Annotated in this window: 12 protein-coding genes; all 12 read left to right on the plus strand. The window is 35.3% G+C overall.

The features are described from left to right. Positions 1-179 precede the first annotated feature (179 nt). The 12 genes from IGJ27_RS05385 to IGJ27_RS05440 all read left to right on the plus strand — a co-directional run bounded on the left by IGJ27_RS05385 (position 180) and on the right by IGJ27_RS05440 (position 16,659). Entirely contained in the window at positions 180-710 is a 531-nt protein-coding gene (locus tag IGJ27_RS05385) for a hypothetical protein (protein ID WP_128427800.1), read from the plus strand. A gap of 386 nt (positions 711-1,096) precedes the next feature. Beyond that, a complete protein-coding gene (locus IGJ27_RS05390; RefSeq protein WP_178306011.1) occupies positions 1,097-2,395 on the plus strand; it encodes a hypothetical protein in 1,299 nt (432 codons plus the stop codon). A 471-nt stretch (positions 2,396-2,866) separates the two neighbouring features. Then, entirely contained in the window at positions 2,867-3,394 is a 528-nt protein-coding gene (locus IGJ27_RS05395; protein ID WP_178306010.1) for a hypothetical protein, read from the plus strand. A gap of 659 nt (positions 3,395-4,053) precedes the next feature. Further along, entirely contained in the window at positions 4,054-4,635 is a 582-nt protein-coding gene (locus IGJ27_RS05400) for a hypothetical protein (RefSeq protein WP_081129095.1), read from the plus strand. A gap of 34 nt (positions 4,636-4,669) precedes the next feature. Beyond that, positions 4,670-5,569 (plus strand): hypothetical protein, encoded by a 900-nt coding sequence (locus tag IGJ27_RS05405; RefSeq protein WP_010719360.1) that lies wholly within the window; start codon positions 4,670-4,672, stop codon positions 5,567-5,569. 288 nt (positions 5,570-5,857) lie between these two features. Next, positions 5,858-6,133, plus strand: a complete 276-nt coding sequence (locus IGJ27_RS05410) for a UPF0223 family protein (protein ID WP_010719359.1) — start codon at positions 5,858-5,860, stop codon at positions 6,131-6,133. A 4-nt stretch (positions 6,134-6,137) separates the two neighbouring features. After that, positions 6,138-6,926 carry an inositol monophosphatase family protein gene (locus tag IGJ27_RS05415; RefSeq protein WP_256733980.1) on the plus strand — a complete coding sequence of 263 codons (789 nt, stop codon included), beginning with the start codon at positions 6,138-6,140 and terminating at the stop codon, positions 6,924-6,926. Positions 6,927-7,077: 151 nt separating this feature from the next. Next, positions 7,078-8,907: a translational GTPase TypA gene (gene typA / locus IGJ27_RS05420; RefSeq protein WP_010737451.1), complete on the plus strand. Its 1,830-nt coding sequence runs from the start codon at positions 7,078-7,080 to the stop codon at positions 8,905-8,907. Between the two features lie 917 nt (positions 8,908-9,824). After that, a complete protein-coding gene (gene recQ / locus IGJ27_RS05425) occupies positions 9,825-11,576 on the plus strand; it encodes a DNA helicase RecQ (RefSeq protein ID WP_081129092.1) in 1,752 nt (583 codons plus the stop codon). 162 nt (positions 11,577-11,738) lie between these two features. Continuing rightward, on the plus strand, positions 11,739-12,041 hold the full coding sequence (locus tag IGJ27_RS05430) for a DUF1507 family protein (protein ID WP_010719354.1): 303 nt from the start codon (positions 11,739-11,741) through the stop codon (positions 12,039-12,041). A 2-nt stretch (positions 12,042-12,043) separates the two neighbouring features. Next, positions 12,044-13,210, plus strand: a complete 1,167-nt coding sequence (locus IGJ27_RS05435; RefSeq protein ID WP_010719353.1) for an FtsW/RodA/SpoVE family cell cycle protein — start codon at positions 12,044-12,046, stop codon at positions 13,208-13,210. A gap of 20 nt (positions 13,211-13,230) precedes the next feature. Continuing rightward, positions 13,231-16,659: a pyruvate carboxylase gene (locus tag IGJ27_RS05440; RefSeq protein WP_178306008.1), complete on the plus strand. Its 3,429-nt coding sequence runs from the start codon at positions 13,231-13,233 to the stop codon at positions 16,657-16,659. Positions 16,660-16,663: the final 4 nt, after the last annotated feature.

Here is a 16,663-nt window from a genome sequence, read left to right on the forward strand (position 1 = left end):
TTAAACAGAAACTCACAAAAACGGTAAACTTGTTTTATAAATATTGAATACAACAAAGATTTAGCAGCAAAAATAATAATTGAAGCTCTATTAGCAACGTGACTGACTTAAATTTATTTGCTGAAAAAAATATATAAAATGAATCAAGTCAGATACGTTAGAAAGAAAGGTCGGGAATGATGAGTAAAAGAGAAGAAGGGGTTTATGTTGACCCTCATACAAAAGATGTCAGGTGCCATTCTCAATGGGACGATATTAGAAAAATCATCAACAAGAATCAAATGAACTATTTCAATCATCTATCAAAACTCTTTGAAAAAAAGCCGTTAATTTATTTTGAAATTGAAAAAAAAATGATGGATAAACAGAATATTAAAGGTATCTCTTTATTGGTTTTGTTAAAAAGGGAAGGAAAAGGTCTGGCATCCAGCGAATTATTTTATCCACCATTAAAAAATATTCGAGAGATTATGATAAAAGGATTAATGAAGGAATGTAGACAACAGGCATTCATTCAATTGAATGAAAAATACCAACAAAATGGGCATAGAATTGTTGAAATTACAGACCCATACTTTATATCATCTGACAATAAAGAAGAAAAACGTGATCTAGTGGGGATAAGAGAACATCTGAAGAAGGAGTTCGCAAAATATCCTAAAGAAGAACAAAGTGTAAAAATAGAGGAGAATCGAGATAATCGCTTTTAGCTCTTTGTCCAGCCGGATGAGGTTAGTTAATACATATCAAAATTAGGCTTTTTACAACTAATGTTGGTAAAGAGAAATCTTAGAATAATTAGGACAGAAAGAAGAAAAATTCCTTTTTGTTCTTTTTATTAGCTATAGATTGTTAGGTCTAGAGTATTTAAGGTATCTTTGATAAGTTGAGTATAAGACAGCTTGAATCCTTTTTTGACTTGGTCAGTCAAATTCATTCTAAATGGTTTCGAGGTGTCTTTTCTTATTTTTACCTTTTTTTCTGAAAAATAAAAAAGCAATTGGATCGACACATTTCGATATCAATTATTTGATTGTTTAGCGGAAGTAGTTATTTACTAATTTAATGTTAAATTACTTTAAAGGAGAGTGACCCTATGAAAAATGAAACGATTGTAATCCCTCAAGAGAGCTATCATGTAGGTGATGAGAATGAGGAAATAAAAGGTTCGAATGATTTAAACGAGGCAAATGAAGATCATCGTTTGCTTCACCAAGACTCGGGCAATTTATTCAACCCTATATTAAAGGATAAACTTCCGATAGCTCAAACAGTGGAAGTGTCAGACAATACAGTTCACACAAAAAGAAAACAAATGTTTGATGAGCAGGAATCAGTTAATCTTCAAGGATGGGACGAATTATATAATCCGCTGTTAAATGGCAATTATACGATAGAGCAAGCAGTGAAAGTGTTAGGTGATATATATGAACCAAAAAGAATACGAATATCTGATGAGGCGAAATCAAATGAACATCAAGAACAATCTGATCCTCATAATCGAAATATAAGTGACTTTACAGAAAAGGAAATACAAGATAAGCGTACGAAAAGTTCCAAAAACATCCCAGTGGCTCAGGCAATCAAACAAATTGATAAGCAGCCTATTTCTCAAACGGCGCACTCTCTTGAGCTTGCTCTACCAAAAAAAGTCAATAAAGCATATCCTAAAGTGGATTACGTTCAACTATATCAATCCATTCAATCAGTTATCACAAGAGAGACATTTTGTGACATATTGGAATTATCAATTGATACATTTCAAAAGTTGCTTGAATATGAAGAGGTTGTCCCCGATCAGTCAGCCAATAGTGAATCAGAACATATAGATAAAAAAGAGAAGTTAACTCATAAAATAATATCGACTATCGAAGAGTTGAGGAGTAGGGAAAAAACTGAGGAGAATCTGAATTGTACTAATAAGGTTAAGGAAGCTTGTGTACTTTTATGGAGAAGTGAACGATTAATGCAGAAAGAATTGTGTGACAAATTGAACATTTCTGATGGGAATTTAAGAAGATGGAATTATAGATACGATCAGGCGCTTGGAAATAAAAACATAATAACAACTCTCGAAGAATTAAAAAATAGGGAGCTACTGCCAGGAAAGTTGTCTTGTCTAGCTGAAGTTAAAGTAGCATGCGTTCGTTTACTTAAGAATAAAAAAATGACTAAAAAGCAATTATGTAAATACTATCGTTTGGTTCCGAAAACGTTGGATAATTGGACTAAAAATTATGATCTTTTACTAAAAGAAATAGAAATAAAATCACACGGACTTCAAACTTTTTCAGCAAGTATTGGAAATGCTAAAATTACGGCTACAGAAAGTAATATAAGGATAGAACATAAACAAGATACGAGTCCAAATTTAATTTTTGGCGGAAGGACGTAATAAAATTCTAACAGGATAATCATTAGTAAAATCGAATAAACCTTAGAAAAAAATAAAACAAAAAATTATTCAGAAAAAGACCAAGAATTTGATTTTGATCGAACATTTTTTTCTAAAAAGAAAAAAAGTGAATTATTTGTTAGAACATTCGATGTTAAAATAGAGAAACAATAAATGTATTAAAAAGGAATTGATTATGGAAAATAAGTGAAATGCCTGAGAGTGGATGTATAGACGTTTGTACATAAGTGGTAGTGTTTCTGATAATTGAATAAAATGATCTGAGCAAGTGCTGTTGAACAGAATCTTACAAAAACAGTAAACTTATTTATTAACGAAACATACTAAAGATACAGCAGCCAAAATAATGAATGAAGATTTATTGCCAATAATAATGACTTGAATTTATTCGTTAGAAAAAGATTCAATAAAAATGAATCAAGTCAAATATAATAAAAAGAATGGTCGGAAATGATGAGTCAAAGAGAAGAAGGCACTCAGGTACCTCCTAATATAGACGATATCAATCGTCTTCCACAACGGAACGATATTATGAAAATTATCAAAAAGAATCAAATGAACTATTTCAACCATCTATCAGCTCTCTTTGAAAAAAATCCGTTAGCGTATTTTGAAATTGAAAAGACCATTATGGATAAATACGAAATTAAAGGTATTTCTTTATTGCTTTTGTTAAAGCGAGAAGGAAAAGGGCTTGCTTTCAGCGAATTATTTTATCCGCCATTGAAAAATATTCGAGATTTTATGATCGCAAGATTAATGAAGGAATGTAGACAACAGGCGTTCATTCAATTGAATGAGAAATACCATCAAAATGGGCATAAAAATGCTGAAATTACTGGTCAATATATTAGTCAAACACTTTGTGATAAAGAAGAAAAACATGATTTAATGGCAATAAGAGAACGTTTGCAGAAGGGTTTCGTAGCATCTCATACAGAAGAACAACGTGTAAAAACAGAAGAGAAATCGAGATAATTATAGCTCTTAGTTCTTTATCAAATCTAATAAGATTTCTAATAAACATCAAAATTAGTAACTTCAACTAGTTTTGATGTTTTTTGCTTCACATTAAAGTATGTTCTTTCATCATTTCTTGTAGTAACTAGGAAAAAGTAGCGTTTTCTCAATCATAGTTAGTTGGTATCTCTTTGTGGTAACAATAAGCTGAAATTCATGGGGAAAGTAAATGATCCACGACTTCATTTGCTGTTGAATAGTGCTATAAAAAATTCCGCATAATAACCTACAACACTCCATTATACTAAAAATTTTTCATATACAGTGTTGTAATATGAACATAATTTTCAAAAAAAAAAAATAAAAGGGTCCTCCTTGTAATCGATTTCATGATAAGCTTTTTTTATAAAAAAGTTAATGAACTTATCTAGCTTAATTGGCAATAATTTTAGACTACGGTGATAGAATATGAAAATTGGAGAAAAAAGAGAAAATATCAAAACAATTTGCACACGCACTTATCTAGTTTGAATGATAAGATCTCGGTTACAACACAGAAAATTCAAATCAATCAGATGAGCGATGCTCTACAAACCACAAATAAAAAATGATATAAAAGTAAAAAGTATTGAGAGGGACGTTAGAGAGTTATGTAAAAAAAGAAATGGGGTAAAAAGATGAAGTTTACTCAAATACAAAAAATTCATGTAAATCCAAATGTTGGCAATGTGAATCGACATAATGACTATCGAACAATCCAACGTATATTTGAGAAAAGTGCATACAATTATTATGTTCATTTAACAGATTTATTTGAGAGAGAACCATTGAGGTATGCTGAAATTGAAAATATTATATATGAAAAATATAAAATCGAAGGTCCTTCTTTATTAGATGCGCTAAAAAGAGAAGGAAAAGGGTTCCAACGCAGTGAATTATTATGTGCAAATGAAGGTTTTAGAAAAAGTGTCATCAGTGCGTTGTTTATAGAATGCCAAAAAGAATCTAGAATGGAAATTATTGCCAATTATTATAAAAATGGGAATGATATTGTAGAAACGACATTCCCTGATTTTAGTCGTCTAATAGGCGAAAATAATCGCAGAGAAAAAGAAGCATTCGAACAAAGAGAAAAAAAAAGAATAGAAGTAAAGCGATTGAACGCGATACATAAAGGTTTATCTCATAATAAGAAAATAAATGTAATTGATACTCGGAGCATCTCTCAGTCTATACTTAATGTAGAACTAAATAGATAGCAATTATTAATATTTTGTAGGAGGTAGTCAACAGATGAATAAAGAAGATAATAAACTAACAAAATCTTTTTTACTTAGGCCAGACAAAGATCTTCAAACTTTTGCACATTCAAATAAGATTAGTACCAAAAGTATGAAACAAATATTAGAAGAAAAGCTAAAATTTCCATGGGAAAAATTAAACGATTATTTACCAGAGCTATTAGAAAAATCAAGCTATCATTGTATCGTTGAAAAAATTTTGAGTGAACATTCAGAGTTTGGTAAAGTTGTTCCTCTCAGTGAAGAGGCCAATAGGGAAATAAGCATTATTATGAATAAAATAGGAATTTCTGAACAATCTCAGTTCAGTGAAATTTTACCCAAAGCAATTTTAGAAAATCCAATAAGTTTGGAGAGTTTTTCTGAAAATTTAGAAAAATATGTTTCTTCGTCTGAATTTACGATGTATATTAATGCAGCAGAGATTCCAAGTACTATATCATCAGAAGAGATACTTAGCGATAATATAATAAATTTTGAACTAAACAAAACGATTCAAAAATACAATGAACTAGCTGTTAATGGAGGAAATATCATTACTAAACGAGATGTTAAAAGCACCTTACTTCATTATTTAAGTAGAAAGGATAATGAATCATATAGGCCTAAGGTCGATACAGAAGTACTTATTGAAGTTGTTGTCAAAGCATTGCCACATTGTCATTATATTAAAAATTCGTCTTTATCCTCTCAAAATTGGTTCTATAAGATTTTTTTAGAAAATGAAGGGAATTCTAAATTTGCTGAGCTACAGAAGGGGATGTTTAAATTAATTTCAAAAGATGAAACATACACTGCCACTAAAATAAATGAACAATATCGGATAAATCATAGTTTTGCTAATGAAGCGTCTATGAGCTCGTTAAACATACCTGAACATGAAGGACGTTAGTTTCATATGAAATCCCTTAGGAAAAGTAAAAATGTTAGATCTTTTCCTCTTATCTTAATAAATAAACCTACGTCACCGACAGAATTTATTTTCTCTATTTTGTTAGTGACGGTTCTTTGTATGAACGTGTGAATTTTTATAGACTATTACTTATTTTTCTTAGCTAGCGATATAAAATAGTTATTCAACTATAAATTAATTATGTAAACTAGAAAATCGAAACTATTTGGTTATGTACTTATTCTTATGATACACTGATTTTGACTATAGGAAATAGGAGAATGAAGTATGCAAGATTATCAATACCCGCTTGATTTAGACTGGACCACCGAGGAAATGGTCATTGTGATGAAGATGTGGGAGGATTTAGAGTTAGCGAATGAAAAGGGCATCGATAATGCTCGGTTTCTAAAATCATACCAACAATTCAAAACGGTTATTCCATCTATTGGAGAAGAAAAAAAATTAGGAAAAGAATTTGAAAAAGTATCAGGTTATTCATTGTATCGAACAGTTCAAGCAGCAAAAAAGAATCAGAAAAAAATCCTAAAAATGAATGGGTGAGAACATGAATAAACAAGAATTGATCCCTCAGATCAAAATCTGGCTTGAAGAAGCAACTGAGAAAATTCGTGCGGTACAAATCAAGACGCTTAAAGTTGATCAAAAAACCAATCGAAAAGATCTGGTTACCAATATGGATCGTGAAGTCCAAGCTTTTTTGATTGAAAAGATTCAGGCGTATAATCCAGAAGCAAAGATTCTCGCAGAAGAAGAAGGTTACAGTGAGTTAGAAAGCTTTGAAGGGCAAGTATTTGTTATTGATCCAATTGATGGAACCATGAACTTCGTACTTGAACAAGAGAATTTTTGTATTATGTTAGGCGTTTATCAAGATGGTGTTGGACAACTTGGTTTTATTTATGACGTGATGAAAGAAGCGCTGTATTGGGGTGGAAAAGATTTAGGTGTTTATATGAATGACCATCCGTTAACTAAGCCAGAAGACCTTCGTTTAAAAGATGGACTTATTGGTTTGAACGGTTATCTTTTTAGTCATAATCGGTGGAATGTCCGAACAATTGGTGAACAAAGTATGGGTGTTCGTATTTATGGATGTGCAGGACTAGAAATGATTGCACTTTTAAAAGGGAAACATATTGGTTATATTGCAAATTTGAGCCCGTGGGACTATGGCGCAGGGAATGTTTTACTCGCTGAATTTGGAATGAAATATAGCGGTATCTCAGGAGAAAAGCTAAAATTTCGAGGAAGAGAATATTATATTGCGGCTACACCTCAAGCCTATGATGAAATTCGGGCACTTATTGCTGCGGCTGATTCGCTAAATAAGTAAAAAAACCGCATAATTAAGAAAAATATGGCTAAAATATTAATTTTCTCGAAAAAATGAAAACATTTTACTATATTTCATGAAAAAAGTTTGCTATAATAAACAGTCGAGTAAAATTGCACTGTCATAAAGAACCGAGAAGGAGTTAGTTACATTGAACTATAGAAATGATATCCGTAACGTAGCGATCATCGCCCACGTTGACCACGGAAAAACCACATTGGTTGATGAATTATTGAAACAATCAGATACATTAGACGCACACACACAATTACAAGAACGTGCGATGGATTCAAATGCTTTAGAAAAAGAACGTGGAATCACGATTTTAGCAAAAAATACCGCAGTTGATTATAAAGGGATTCGTGTCAATATCATGGATACACCTGGGCATGCGGACTTTGGTGGCGAAGTTGAACGAATCATGAAAATGGTTGACGGCGTTGTCTTAGTAGTTGATGCTTATGAAGGAACGATGCCACAAACTCGTTTTGTTTTGAAAAAAGCGCTAGAACAACATATTACACCGATCGTAGTTGTGAATAAAATTGATAAACCTTCTGCACGACCTGAGTTTGTTGTTGATGAAGTATTAGAATTATTTATTGAACTAGGTGCAGATGATGATCAATTAGATTTCCCAGTTATCTATGCTTCAGCATTAAACGGAACATCTAGCTTGTCTGATGATCCAGCTGATCAAGAACCAACAATGGCACCGATCTTTGATACAATCGTTGAAAAAATCCCTGCGCCAGTAGACAATAGCGATGAACCATTACAATTCCAAGTATCATTGCTTGATTATAACGACTATGTTGGACGTATCGGGATTGGTCGTGTCTTCCGTGGAACGATCAAAGTAGGGGACCAAGTTGCCTTACTAAAATTAGACGGTTCAGTTAAAAAATTCCGTGTAACTAAATTATTTGGTTTCTTCGGCTTGAAACGTTTAGAAATTGACGAAGCAAAAGCTGGAGATCTAATTGCCGTATCAGGAATGGAAGATATTTTCGTTGGGGAAACAGTGACACCTGTGGACCATCAAGATGCTCTGCCAATTCTACACATTGACGAACCAACACTGCAAATGACTTTCTTAGTGAATAATTCACCATTTGCTGGCCGTGAAGGAAAATATGTCACTGCTCGTAAAATTGAAGAACGCCTGATGGCTGAGTTGCAAACGGATGTTTCATTGCGTGTTGAACCAACAAATTCTCCAGATGCTTGGACTGTTTCTGGTCGTGGAGAACTTCATTTGTCAATCTTGATCGAAAACATGCGTCGTGAAGGTTATGAACTACAAGTATCTCGTCCTGAAGTTATCGAAAAAGAAATTGATGGCGTGAAATGTGAACCTTTTGAACGTGTTCAAATCGACACACCTGAAGAATACATGGGTAGCGTAATCGAATCATTAAGCTTACGTAAAGGTGAAATGCAAGACATGATCCATACTGGTAATGGACAAATCCGTTTGACATTTTTAACACCAGCTCGTGGCTTGATCGGTTATTCAACTGAATTTCTTTCAATGACTCGTGGCTACGGCATCATGAACCACACATTTGATCAATACCTACCAATGTTACCAGGTCAAATCGGTGGACGACACCAAGGTGCGTTAGTATCGATTGATACTGGAAAAGCAACAACTTATTCCATCATGAGTATCGAAGAACGTGGAACTGTTTTTGTTGAACCAGGTACAGAAGTTTATGAAGGTATGATCATTGGTGAAAATAGTCGTGACAATGACTTGACTGTTAACATCACGAAGGCAAAACAAATGACTAACGTTCGTTCTGCTACCAAGGACCAAACATCTGTTATCAAAAAACCAAAACAATTGACGTTAGAAGAATCGTTAGAATTCTTGAATGACGATGAATATTGTGAAGTAACACCAGAAAGTATCCGTTTAAGAAAACAAATCTTAAACAAAAATGCACGTGAAAAAGCTTCTAAAAAGAAAAAATAATCATTTGTTCACCTTGTTGATACAGTGATGTTTAGCTTTGAGAAATAAACCGAAGAAGTCCAAAAATAGGAGTAACTATTTTCGGGCATCTTCGGTTTATTTTTGTTCAGACGACTGGTAAATCAGCATTAAAGTGGTTGAAAAGAAAAATACTGTCGGCAAATTTTGCTTCTCAATTTTTTAGAACGTATTCAATTGTTTGAAATTAAAAGGAGAGAATTATTTTTCCTTTTTCTAAAATTGTTATCTGTGGAGAAGTTAATAAAAATTAAAAGAAAAATTCAATAAGTACGCTAAAAGTTTATTAAAAGTCTTTTTAAAATCTTTGATTACCTCGTTTTTTGTTTCACGAAAAGCGAAAGTTTCACAAAAAGCATATTGTACTTGATTGCTTGGAGAAGTAAAATATAATTGACGTATTATAGTTATAGAGGGGCGATAGAAGGGTCAATAATAAAAGGTTGCTCTAGGCTTTTTATAAATAAAAAACAACTAAACCGTGGACGAGCGGCAGTTTTTTGACATAAAGCTGAGTTTCGTAAAACATGGGGAGCTGTTTCGAGATTATCATCCTTAATGCTCTTGCGATTACTCGGCGCAGTTTTTACTTGGTGAGCGCTCAGGTCAAAGCGCCCTTTTCACAACCTCTTATTCACGGTGTTCAAGCATCAGCTCCTTGAAATAAGCCTGAATTTTTCAAAACATGAGAAGCTGTTTTAAAAAATTCTTTCTTATTGTCATCGGAGCTTCCCGATGCTTTCACAACCTCTTATTCACGGTGTTCAAGAAGCAACTCCTCAGCAATAAGCGATGATTTTCTAAAATATGAGAAGCTATTTTAAAAAATCCTCTCTTATTCGCTCGGAGCTGATCGCTTCTTTCACAACCTCTTAAATCAACTAAAAAGTAGGGATAAAATGAATGATATATTAAAACAATACTTTGGTTATGAAGTATTTCGCCCTGGACAAAAAGAAATTATCCAAAAGGTCCTTGATCATGAAGACGTCCTAGGGATCATGCCTACAGGAAGTGGGAAGTCCATTTGTTATCAATTGCCAGCATTGATGCTGGATGGCTTGACTGTAGTCATTTCTCCTTTGATCTCTCTGATGAAAGATCAAGTAGATGCTGCCAATCAGTTAGGCATTTCAGCGACATTTATCAATAGTTCATTGGATAGTTATGAGACTGCTTCTCGGTTTCGATTACTCGAACAGCAACAAATCCAATTATTATATGTTGCGCCAGAACGGTTTATCATGCCAGATTTTATCCAATCAATGAAACGTTGGCACGTGCAACTGATAGCGATTGATGAAGCGCATTGTATCTCACAATGGGGACATGATTTTCGTCCAAGCTATCTTCATATGGCAGAAACATTAAACACGTTTAATCAACGACCGATCATTGTGGCATTGACTGCTACTGCAACAAAGCAAGTAGCAGAAGATATTAAAAGACTTTTAAAGATACCAATGGATAATCATATTCAAACGGGTTTTGCACGAGAAAATCTACGTTTACAAGTAGTAAAAGATCAAAAAAAAGAGCAGTACTTAATTGAGTATCTGCGTATCAATAAAAAGCAATCAGGGATCATTTATGCCGCTACCCGCAAAGAAGTTGATCGAATCTATCATTTGTTAAAGAAATTTGATTTCAGTGTTGGCAGATATCATGGTGGGATGAGTGAAAGCCAACGAACAGAAATCCAAGAAGACTTTTTATATGACCGTACAGAATTATTAGTTGCAACGAATGCTTTTGGCATGGGGATCAATAAGAGTAACATCCGCTTCGTCATTCATTATCAGATTCCTGGTTCTTTAGAAGCTTACTATCAGGAGGCGGGAAGAGCAGGTCGTGATGGGCTCTTAAGTGAGGCTGTCTTGTTGTTTGCTCCCCAAGATATCCAGGTCCAAAAATTTTTTATCCAACAATCCCAACGAGAAGAGTCACAAAAACAAAAAGAATACGAAAAATTAAAAGCAATGACGGAATACGTCTACATCGAATCCTGTCTGCAACAATATATTCTTACTTATTTTGGCGAAAAAAGTATCCCATGTGGAAGATGTGGTAACTGTTTAGATGAACGTGAACTAGTCGATGTAACGACTGAAACACAGATGGTGTTGTCTTGCTTGAAACGCATGGGTGAAAATTATGGGAAACAATTGTTGATGAAGGTATTAGCTGGTTCGAAAGAACAAAAAGTCAAGATGCTAGGTTTTCAAGCGTTATCAACTTACGGCTTATTAAAAAAATGGGCACAAAAAGATATTCTTCAGTTGATCGAGTATCTTATTTCTGGTGGTTATCTGTATTCAATGAACGGTGAATACCCCACGTTGAAAGTAACGGAACTAGGAATCGAAGTGTTAAAAGGGAAACAAAAAGTATTTAAAAAAGAAGCTGAAAAAGTCCAACAACTTTCTGATGAAGAAGCTGACACCTTATTTGAAACGCTAAGAGAGTTACGAACTGACTTAGCTTCTGAAGCAGGCGTGCCGCCTTATGTGGTTTTTTCAGATGCGACTTTAAAAGAAATGAGTCGACAACGTCCAAAAGATCGACTTTCTTTATTGCAGATAAAAGGGGTAGGACAAAGCAAGTTAGACAAATACGGGGACGCTTTTTTAGCACTGATACTTTCTAGTTAAGTAGTGTATCGTTTGTAAAATTAGTACATCTATTGTTTTTGCTCATGATAGGCTAGCAAATAGTAAAAAAAGAAGAAAATCCCTGAGCGAAAACTGGGATTTTTCCCCGTTAGAATTTTAAGTATGTTATAATAAATAAACTTAGAATGGGGGTAGGCTTAGATGGATTCTCTATCAAATGAATTTGCAGTTCAAGTGCTTAAAGATGAATCAGAACGAATCAAACGCTTGATCAAAAATCAAAAAAATAGCCTGTGTATCTCACAATGTAAGGCATTTGAAGAAGTAGTAGATACGCAAATGTATGGCTTCTCACAACAAGTCGGATTTGCCGTTCGTGTAGGCATCATCGATAAAACGGAAGGTCAATTGTTGCTGAGTGAGCTAGAGCGTGAACTGAACCGATTATATAGTGAGGTTTACCAAGAAAATTACGATAAAAAAGAAATTGGCAAGGAGGAGTAAACTTGCCTAAGAAAGTAAAAAAAAGGCATTTATTAAACTATAGTATTTTGATTCCTTACTTGATTCTATGTATTTTAGGTTTAATCATGGTCTATAGTTCATCATCTTATTTATTGCTAGAAAATGGAAGCAGTCCTTCCGCCTCTTTTTTTAACCAAAGTTTGTTTTGGGGCGTTAGCTTAGTAGCTATTGGACTTTTATATAAAATGAAAACATCCGTATTAAAAAATCAACGACTGATTATGGCAGCTATTGCTGTACTGACGATCTTGCTATTGATCGTTTTATTCTTCGGGAAAGAGATCAATGGAGCGAAAGGATGGCTTCAAATCGCTGGATTCTCTCTCCAGCCAGCTGAATACTTAAAGATCATTGTGATTTGGTACTTAGCATTAACGTTATCTAAAAGACAAAGAAGCGTTCAAAAAGATTTTGTTTCTACTGTTAAAAGACCGTTACTGTTAGTGTTGGCACTAACAGCGCTAGTTGCTATTTTACCCGATTTTGGTAATGCAACTGTCATTTTTTTAATTATCTTAGTCTTACTTTTGGCTAGTGGTATCAACTACGTTTATACGTTGATCGTTGGGGTCGGTGGGGTTGGCTTGAGTGCTTTAGCAATCTGGTTGATCAATATCACCCACGGGAAAATATTTCCCGGACGTTTACAATATATCTATAACCGATTTGCCATTTATCAAAATCCTTTTTCTGACGAGTTGAACAAAGGTCATCAATTAGCTAATGGTTATTATGCGATGTTCAATGGAGGGCTTTTTGGTCGAGGTCTTGGAAATAGTATCCAGAAAAAAGGTTTTTTAAATGAAGCGCAGACGGACTTTATTTATGCCATTGTGGTAGAAGAGTTAGGCGTGATCATGGGGATCTTGATTCTTGCTTTACTGTTTTTCATGATTGTTCGGATCTTTTTGGTGGGGATTCGCTCAAAAGATCCATTTAATTCTCTATTATGTATTGGGATTGGTGCCATGTTCATGATCCAAATATTTATCAATTTGGGAGGGATAACAGGCGTTATTCCGTTAACTGGGATCACTTTCCCATTTTTGAGTCAGGGAGGATCTAGTTTATTGATGTTATCCATTTGTGTTGGCTTCGTCTTGAATATCAGTGCAGATGAAAAACGAAAAAGTTTAGGTTTATACTAAAAAGATGTAGGAGTGGTTTGATGGAAAAAGTTTTAGTTGCTAACAGAGGAGAAATTGCTGTACGAGTGTTTCGAGCATGTACAGAATTAGGAATTAAAACTGTAGGTATCTACGCAAAAGAAGATGAGTATTCCGTGCACCGGTTTAAAGCAGATGAAGCATATCTAGTTGGCGAAGGGAAAAAACCGATTGATGCTTACTTAGATATTGAAGGGATTATTGCCATTGCGAAAGCCTGTGGAGCGGATGCGATCCATCCAGGCTATGGGTTGTTATCTGAAAATCTAAGTTTTGCAAAACGATGCAAGGAAGAAGGCATCACTTTTGTAGGACCAGACTTACATCATTTGGATATCTTTGGTGACAAGATCAAAGCAAAAGCAGCAGCTATCGCAGCTGGAATTGCTTCGATTCCTGGGACTGATGGACCGATTGAAAAGGTCGAAGATGCTTTGTCTTTTGCTGAAACGTACGGTTATCCGATTATGATTAAAGCCGCTCTAGGTGGTGGGGGACGAGGAATGCGTGTCGCCCATGATGAAAAAAGCGCTCGAGAAGGCTATGATCGCGCGAAAAGTGAAGCAAAAGCGGCTTTTGGCAGCGATGAAGTGTATGTTGAAAAATATATTGCAAATCCTAAACACATCGAAGTCCAAATTTTGGGCGATAAACATGGAAATGTGATCCATTTATTTGAAAGAGACTGCTCTGTACAAAGACGTCACCAAAAGGTAGTAGAGGTAGCCCCTTGTGTCTCCATGTCGACTGAACAACGCGAACGCATCTGTCAAGCAGCCGTTCAATTAATGAAACACGTTGGTTATGTCAATGCTGGGACGGTTGAATTTTTAGTTGAAGGAAATGACTTTTATTTTATCGAAGTCAACCCTCGAGTCCAAGTGGAACATACGATTACAGAGATGATTACCGATGTGGACATCGTGACTACTCAATTATTGATTGCCCAAGGGAAAGATTTACACAGTGAAATTGGTCTGCCGCAACAAGCAGATATCAAACTAAATGGTTCTGCGATTCAATGTCGGATCACTACAGAAGACCCGTTGAATCATTTTCTTCCTGATACAGGGAAAATCGATACTTACCGTTCACCTGGTGGTTTCGGAGTGCGTTTAGATGTCGGTAATGCTTATGCAGGATATGTGGTTACCCCATACTTTGATTCACTTTTAGTCAAAGTTTGTACGCATGCGGCAGATTTTGATACGGCAATCCAAAAAATGGAACGTTGCTTAAAAGAATTTCGGATTCGTGGAGTCAAAACCAATATCCCATTTATGTTGAATGTGATTTCCCATCCTGAATTTCAATCGGGAAACGCTAAAACGACATTTATCGATAATACAAAAGAATTGTTTGAGTTCCCTCGTTTACGCGACCGTGGAAATAAAACAATGAAATACATCGGTGAAATTACCGTGAATGGCTTCCCGGGAATCAAAAATGGTGAAAAACCATTTTATGAATCTCCTCGGGTACCGAAAGATTTGATTAAACGCCCAGATTATCTGACAGCAAAAAATGTTTTAGATTCTGATGGTTCGGATGCGTTAGTCCAATGGATCAAATCGCAAGAAAACTTGTTATTGACTGATACGACATTTAGAGATGCTCATCAAAGCTTATTAGCAACTCGTGTTCGTACGAAAGACTTTAAAGAGATTGCTCAATTGACCGGTGAAGGATTACCTGAACTATTCTCAAGTGAGATGTGGGGAGGAGCAACCTTTGACGTCGCTTATCGCTTCTTGAATGAAGATCCTTGGCAAAGATTAAGAAAGATCCGAGCATTGATGCCAAATACGCTGTTACAAATGTTGTTCAGAGGTTCAAATGCAGTCGGTTATTCCAATTATCCGGATAACGTCTTAGTAGAATTTGTGAAAGAAGCAGCGGCTCAAGGAATTGATGTGTTTCGAATCTTTGACAGTTTGAACTGGGTACCGCAAATGGAAAAAAGTATCCAAGCGGTTCGAGACACAGGTAAGATTGCAGAAGCTGCGATCTGCTATACCGGAGATATCAATGATCCTAGTCGTGCAAAATATAATGTCCAATATTACAAGGACATGGCGAAAGAACTAGAACAACTTGGGGCGCATATCATTGCGATCAAAGATATGGCTGGCTTGCTGAAACCACAAGCTGCTTATCGCTTGATTAGTGAATTAAAAGAGACTACTGATTTGCCAATCCACCTTCATACACATGATACGAGTGGAAATGGAATCATTACCTATTCTGCAGCTTCAAAGGCTGGGGTAGATATCGTCGATGTGGCGATGAGTGCGATGAGTGGGAATACAAGTCAACCAAGTATGAGCAGTTTGTATTATGCTTTGGTCAACGGTCCACGGTTGCCAGAGATCAATATTCAAAATGCACAACAATTGAATCATTACTGGGAAGATGTCCGTATGTATTACAAACCATTTGAGAACGGTTTGAATGCACCAGAAACAGAAGTATATATGCATGAAATGCCTGGTGGACAATACTCTAATCTCCAACAACAAGCCAAAGCAGTTGGTTTAGGAAATAAATGGGATGACATCAAACAGATGTACCATACAGTGAACCTGATGTTTGGTGATATCGTGAAAGTTACCCCTTCATCAAAAGTTGTAGGAGACATGGCCTTGTTCATGGTTCAAAATGATTTAACGGAGGAAGATATCTATGAAAAAGGTGAAACAATGAGTTTCCCTGAATCTGTCATTACTTTCTTCCAAGGAGAGCTAGGACAACCGGTTGGAGGATTCCCGGAAAAATTACAAAAGATCATCCTTAAAGGACGAGAAGCGATTACTGAACGTCCTGGAGCTTTAGCTAAACCAGTTGATTTCCAACAAGTCAAAGCAGAATTAGCTGAAAAAATCGGCTATGAACCTAAACAAGAAGAAGTACTGAGCTACTTGATGTATCCGCAAGTCTTTTTAGATTATCAAGCGGCCTATAATCAATTTGGTGATGTGACATTACTTGATACACCAACATTCTTCCAAGGGATTCGCTTAGGAGAAACGGTGAATGTTCAAATTGAAAAAGGCAAGATTTTGATTATTCGCTTGGATGAAATCGGTGAACCAGATATTGAAGGAAATCGTGTCTTATTCTTTAATTTGAATGGGCAACGTCGTGAAATCACAGTGAACGACCATTCGATCATCAGTACTGTACAAACACGTGTGAAAGCTGAACCAACAAATCGTGAACATATCGGTGCAACGATGTCTGGTTCTGTATTAGATGTATTAGTCAAAAAAGGCGATCATGTCAAAAAAGGCGATACATTGATGATCACGGAAGCAATGAAAATGGAAACGGCAATTGAAGCTCGTTTTGATGGTGAAATTGCGCATGTCTATGTAACAGATGGCGATGCGATCGCTTCTGGTGATTTATTGATTGAAGTAACTGAAAAATAAAGGT

It is taken from the genome of Enterococcus sp. DIV1726a, assembly GCF_051710985.1.
Classification (GTDB): domain Bacteria; phylum Bacillota; class Bacilli; order Lactobacillales; family Enterococcaceae; genus Enterococcus_B; species Enterococcus_B hirae.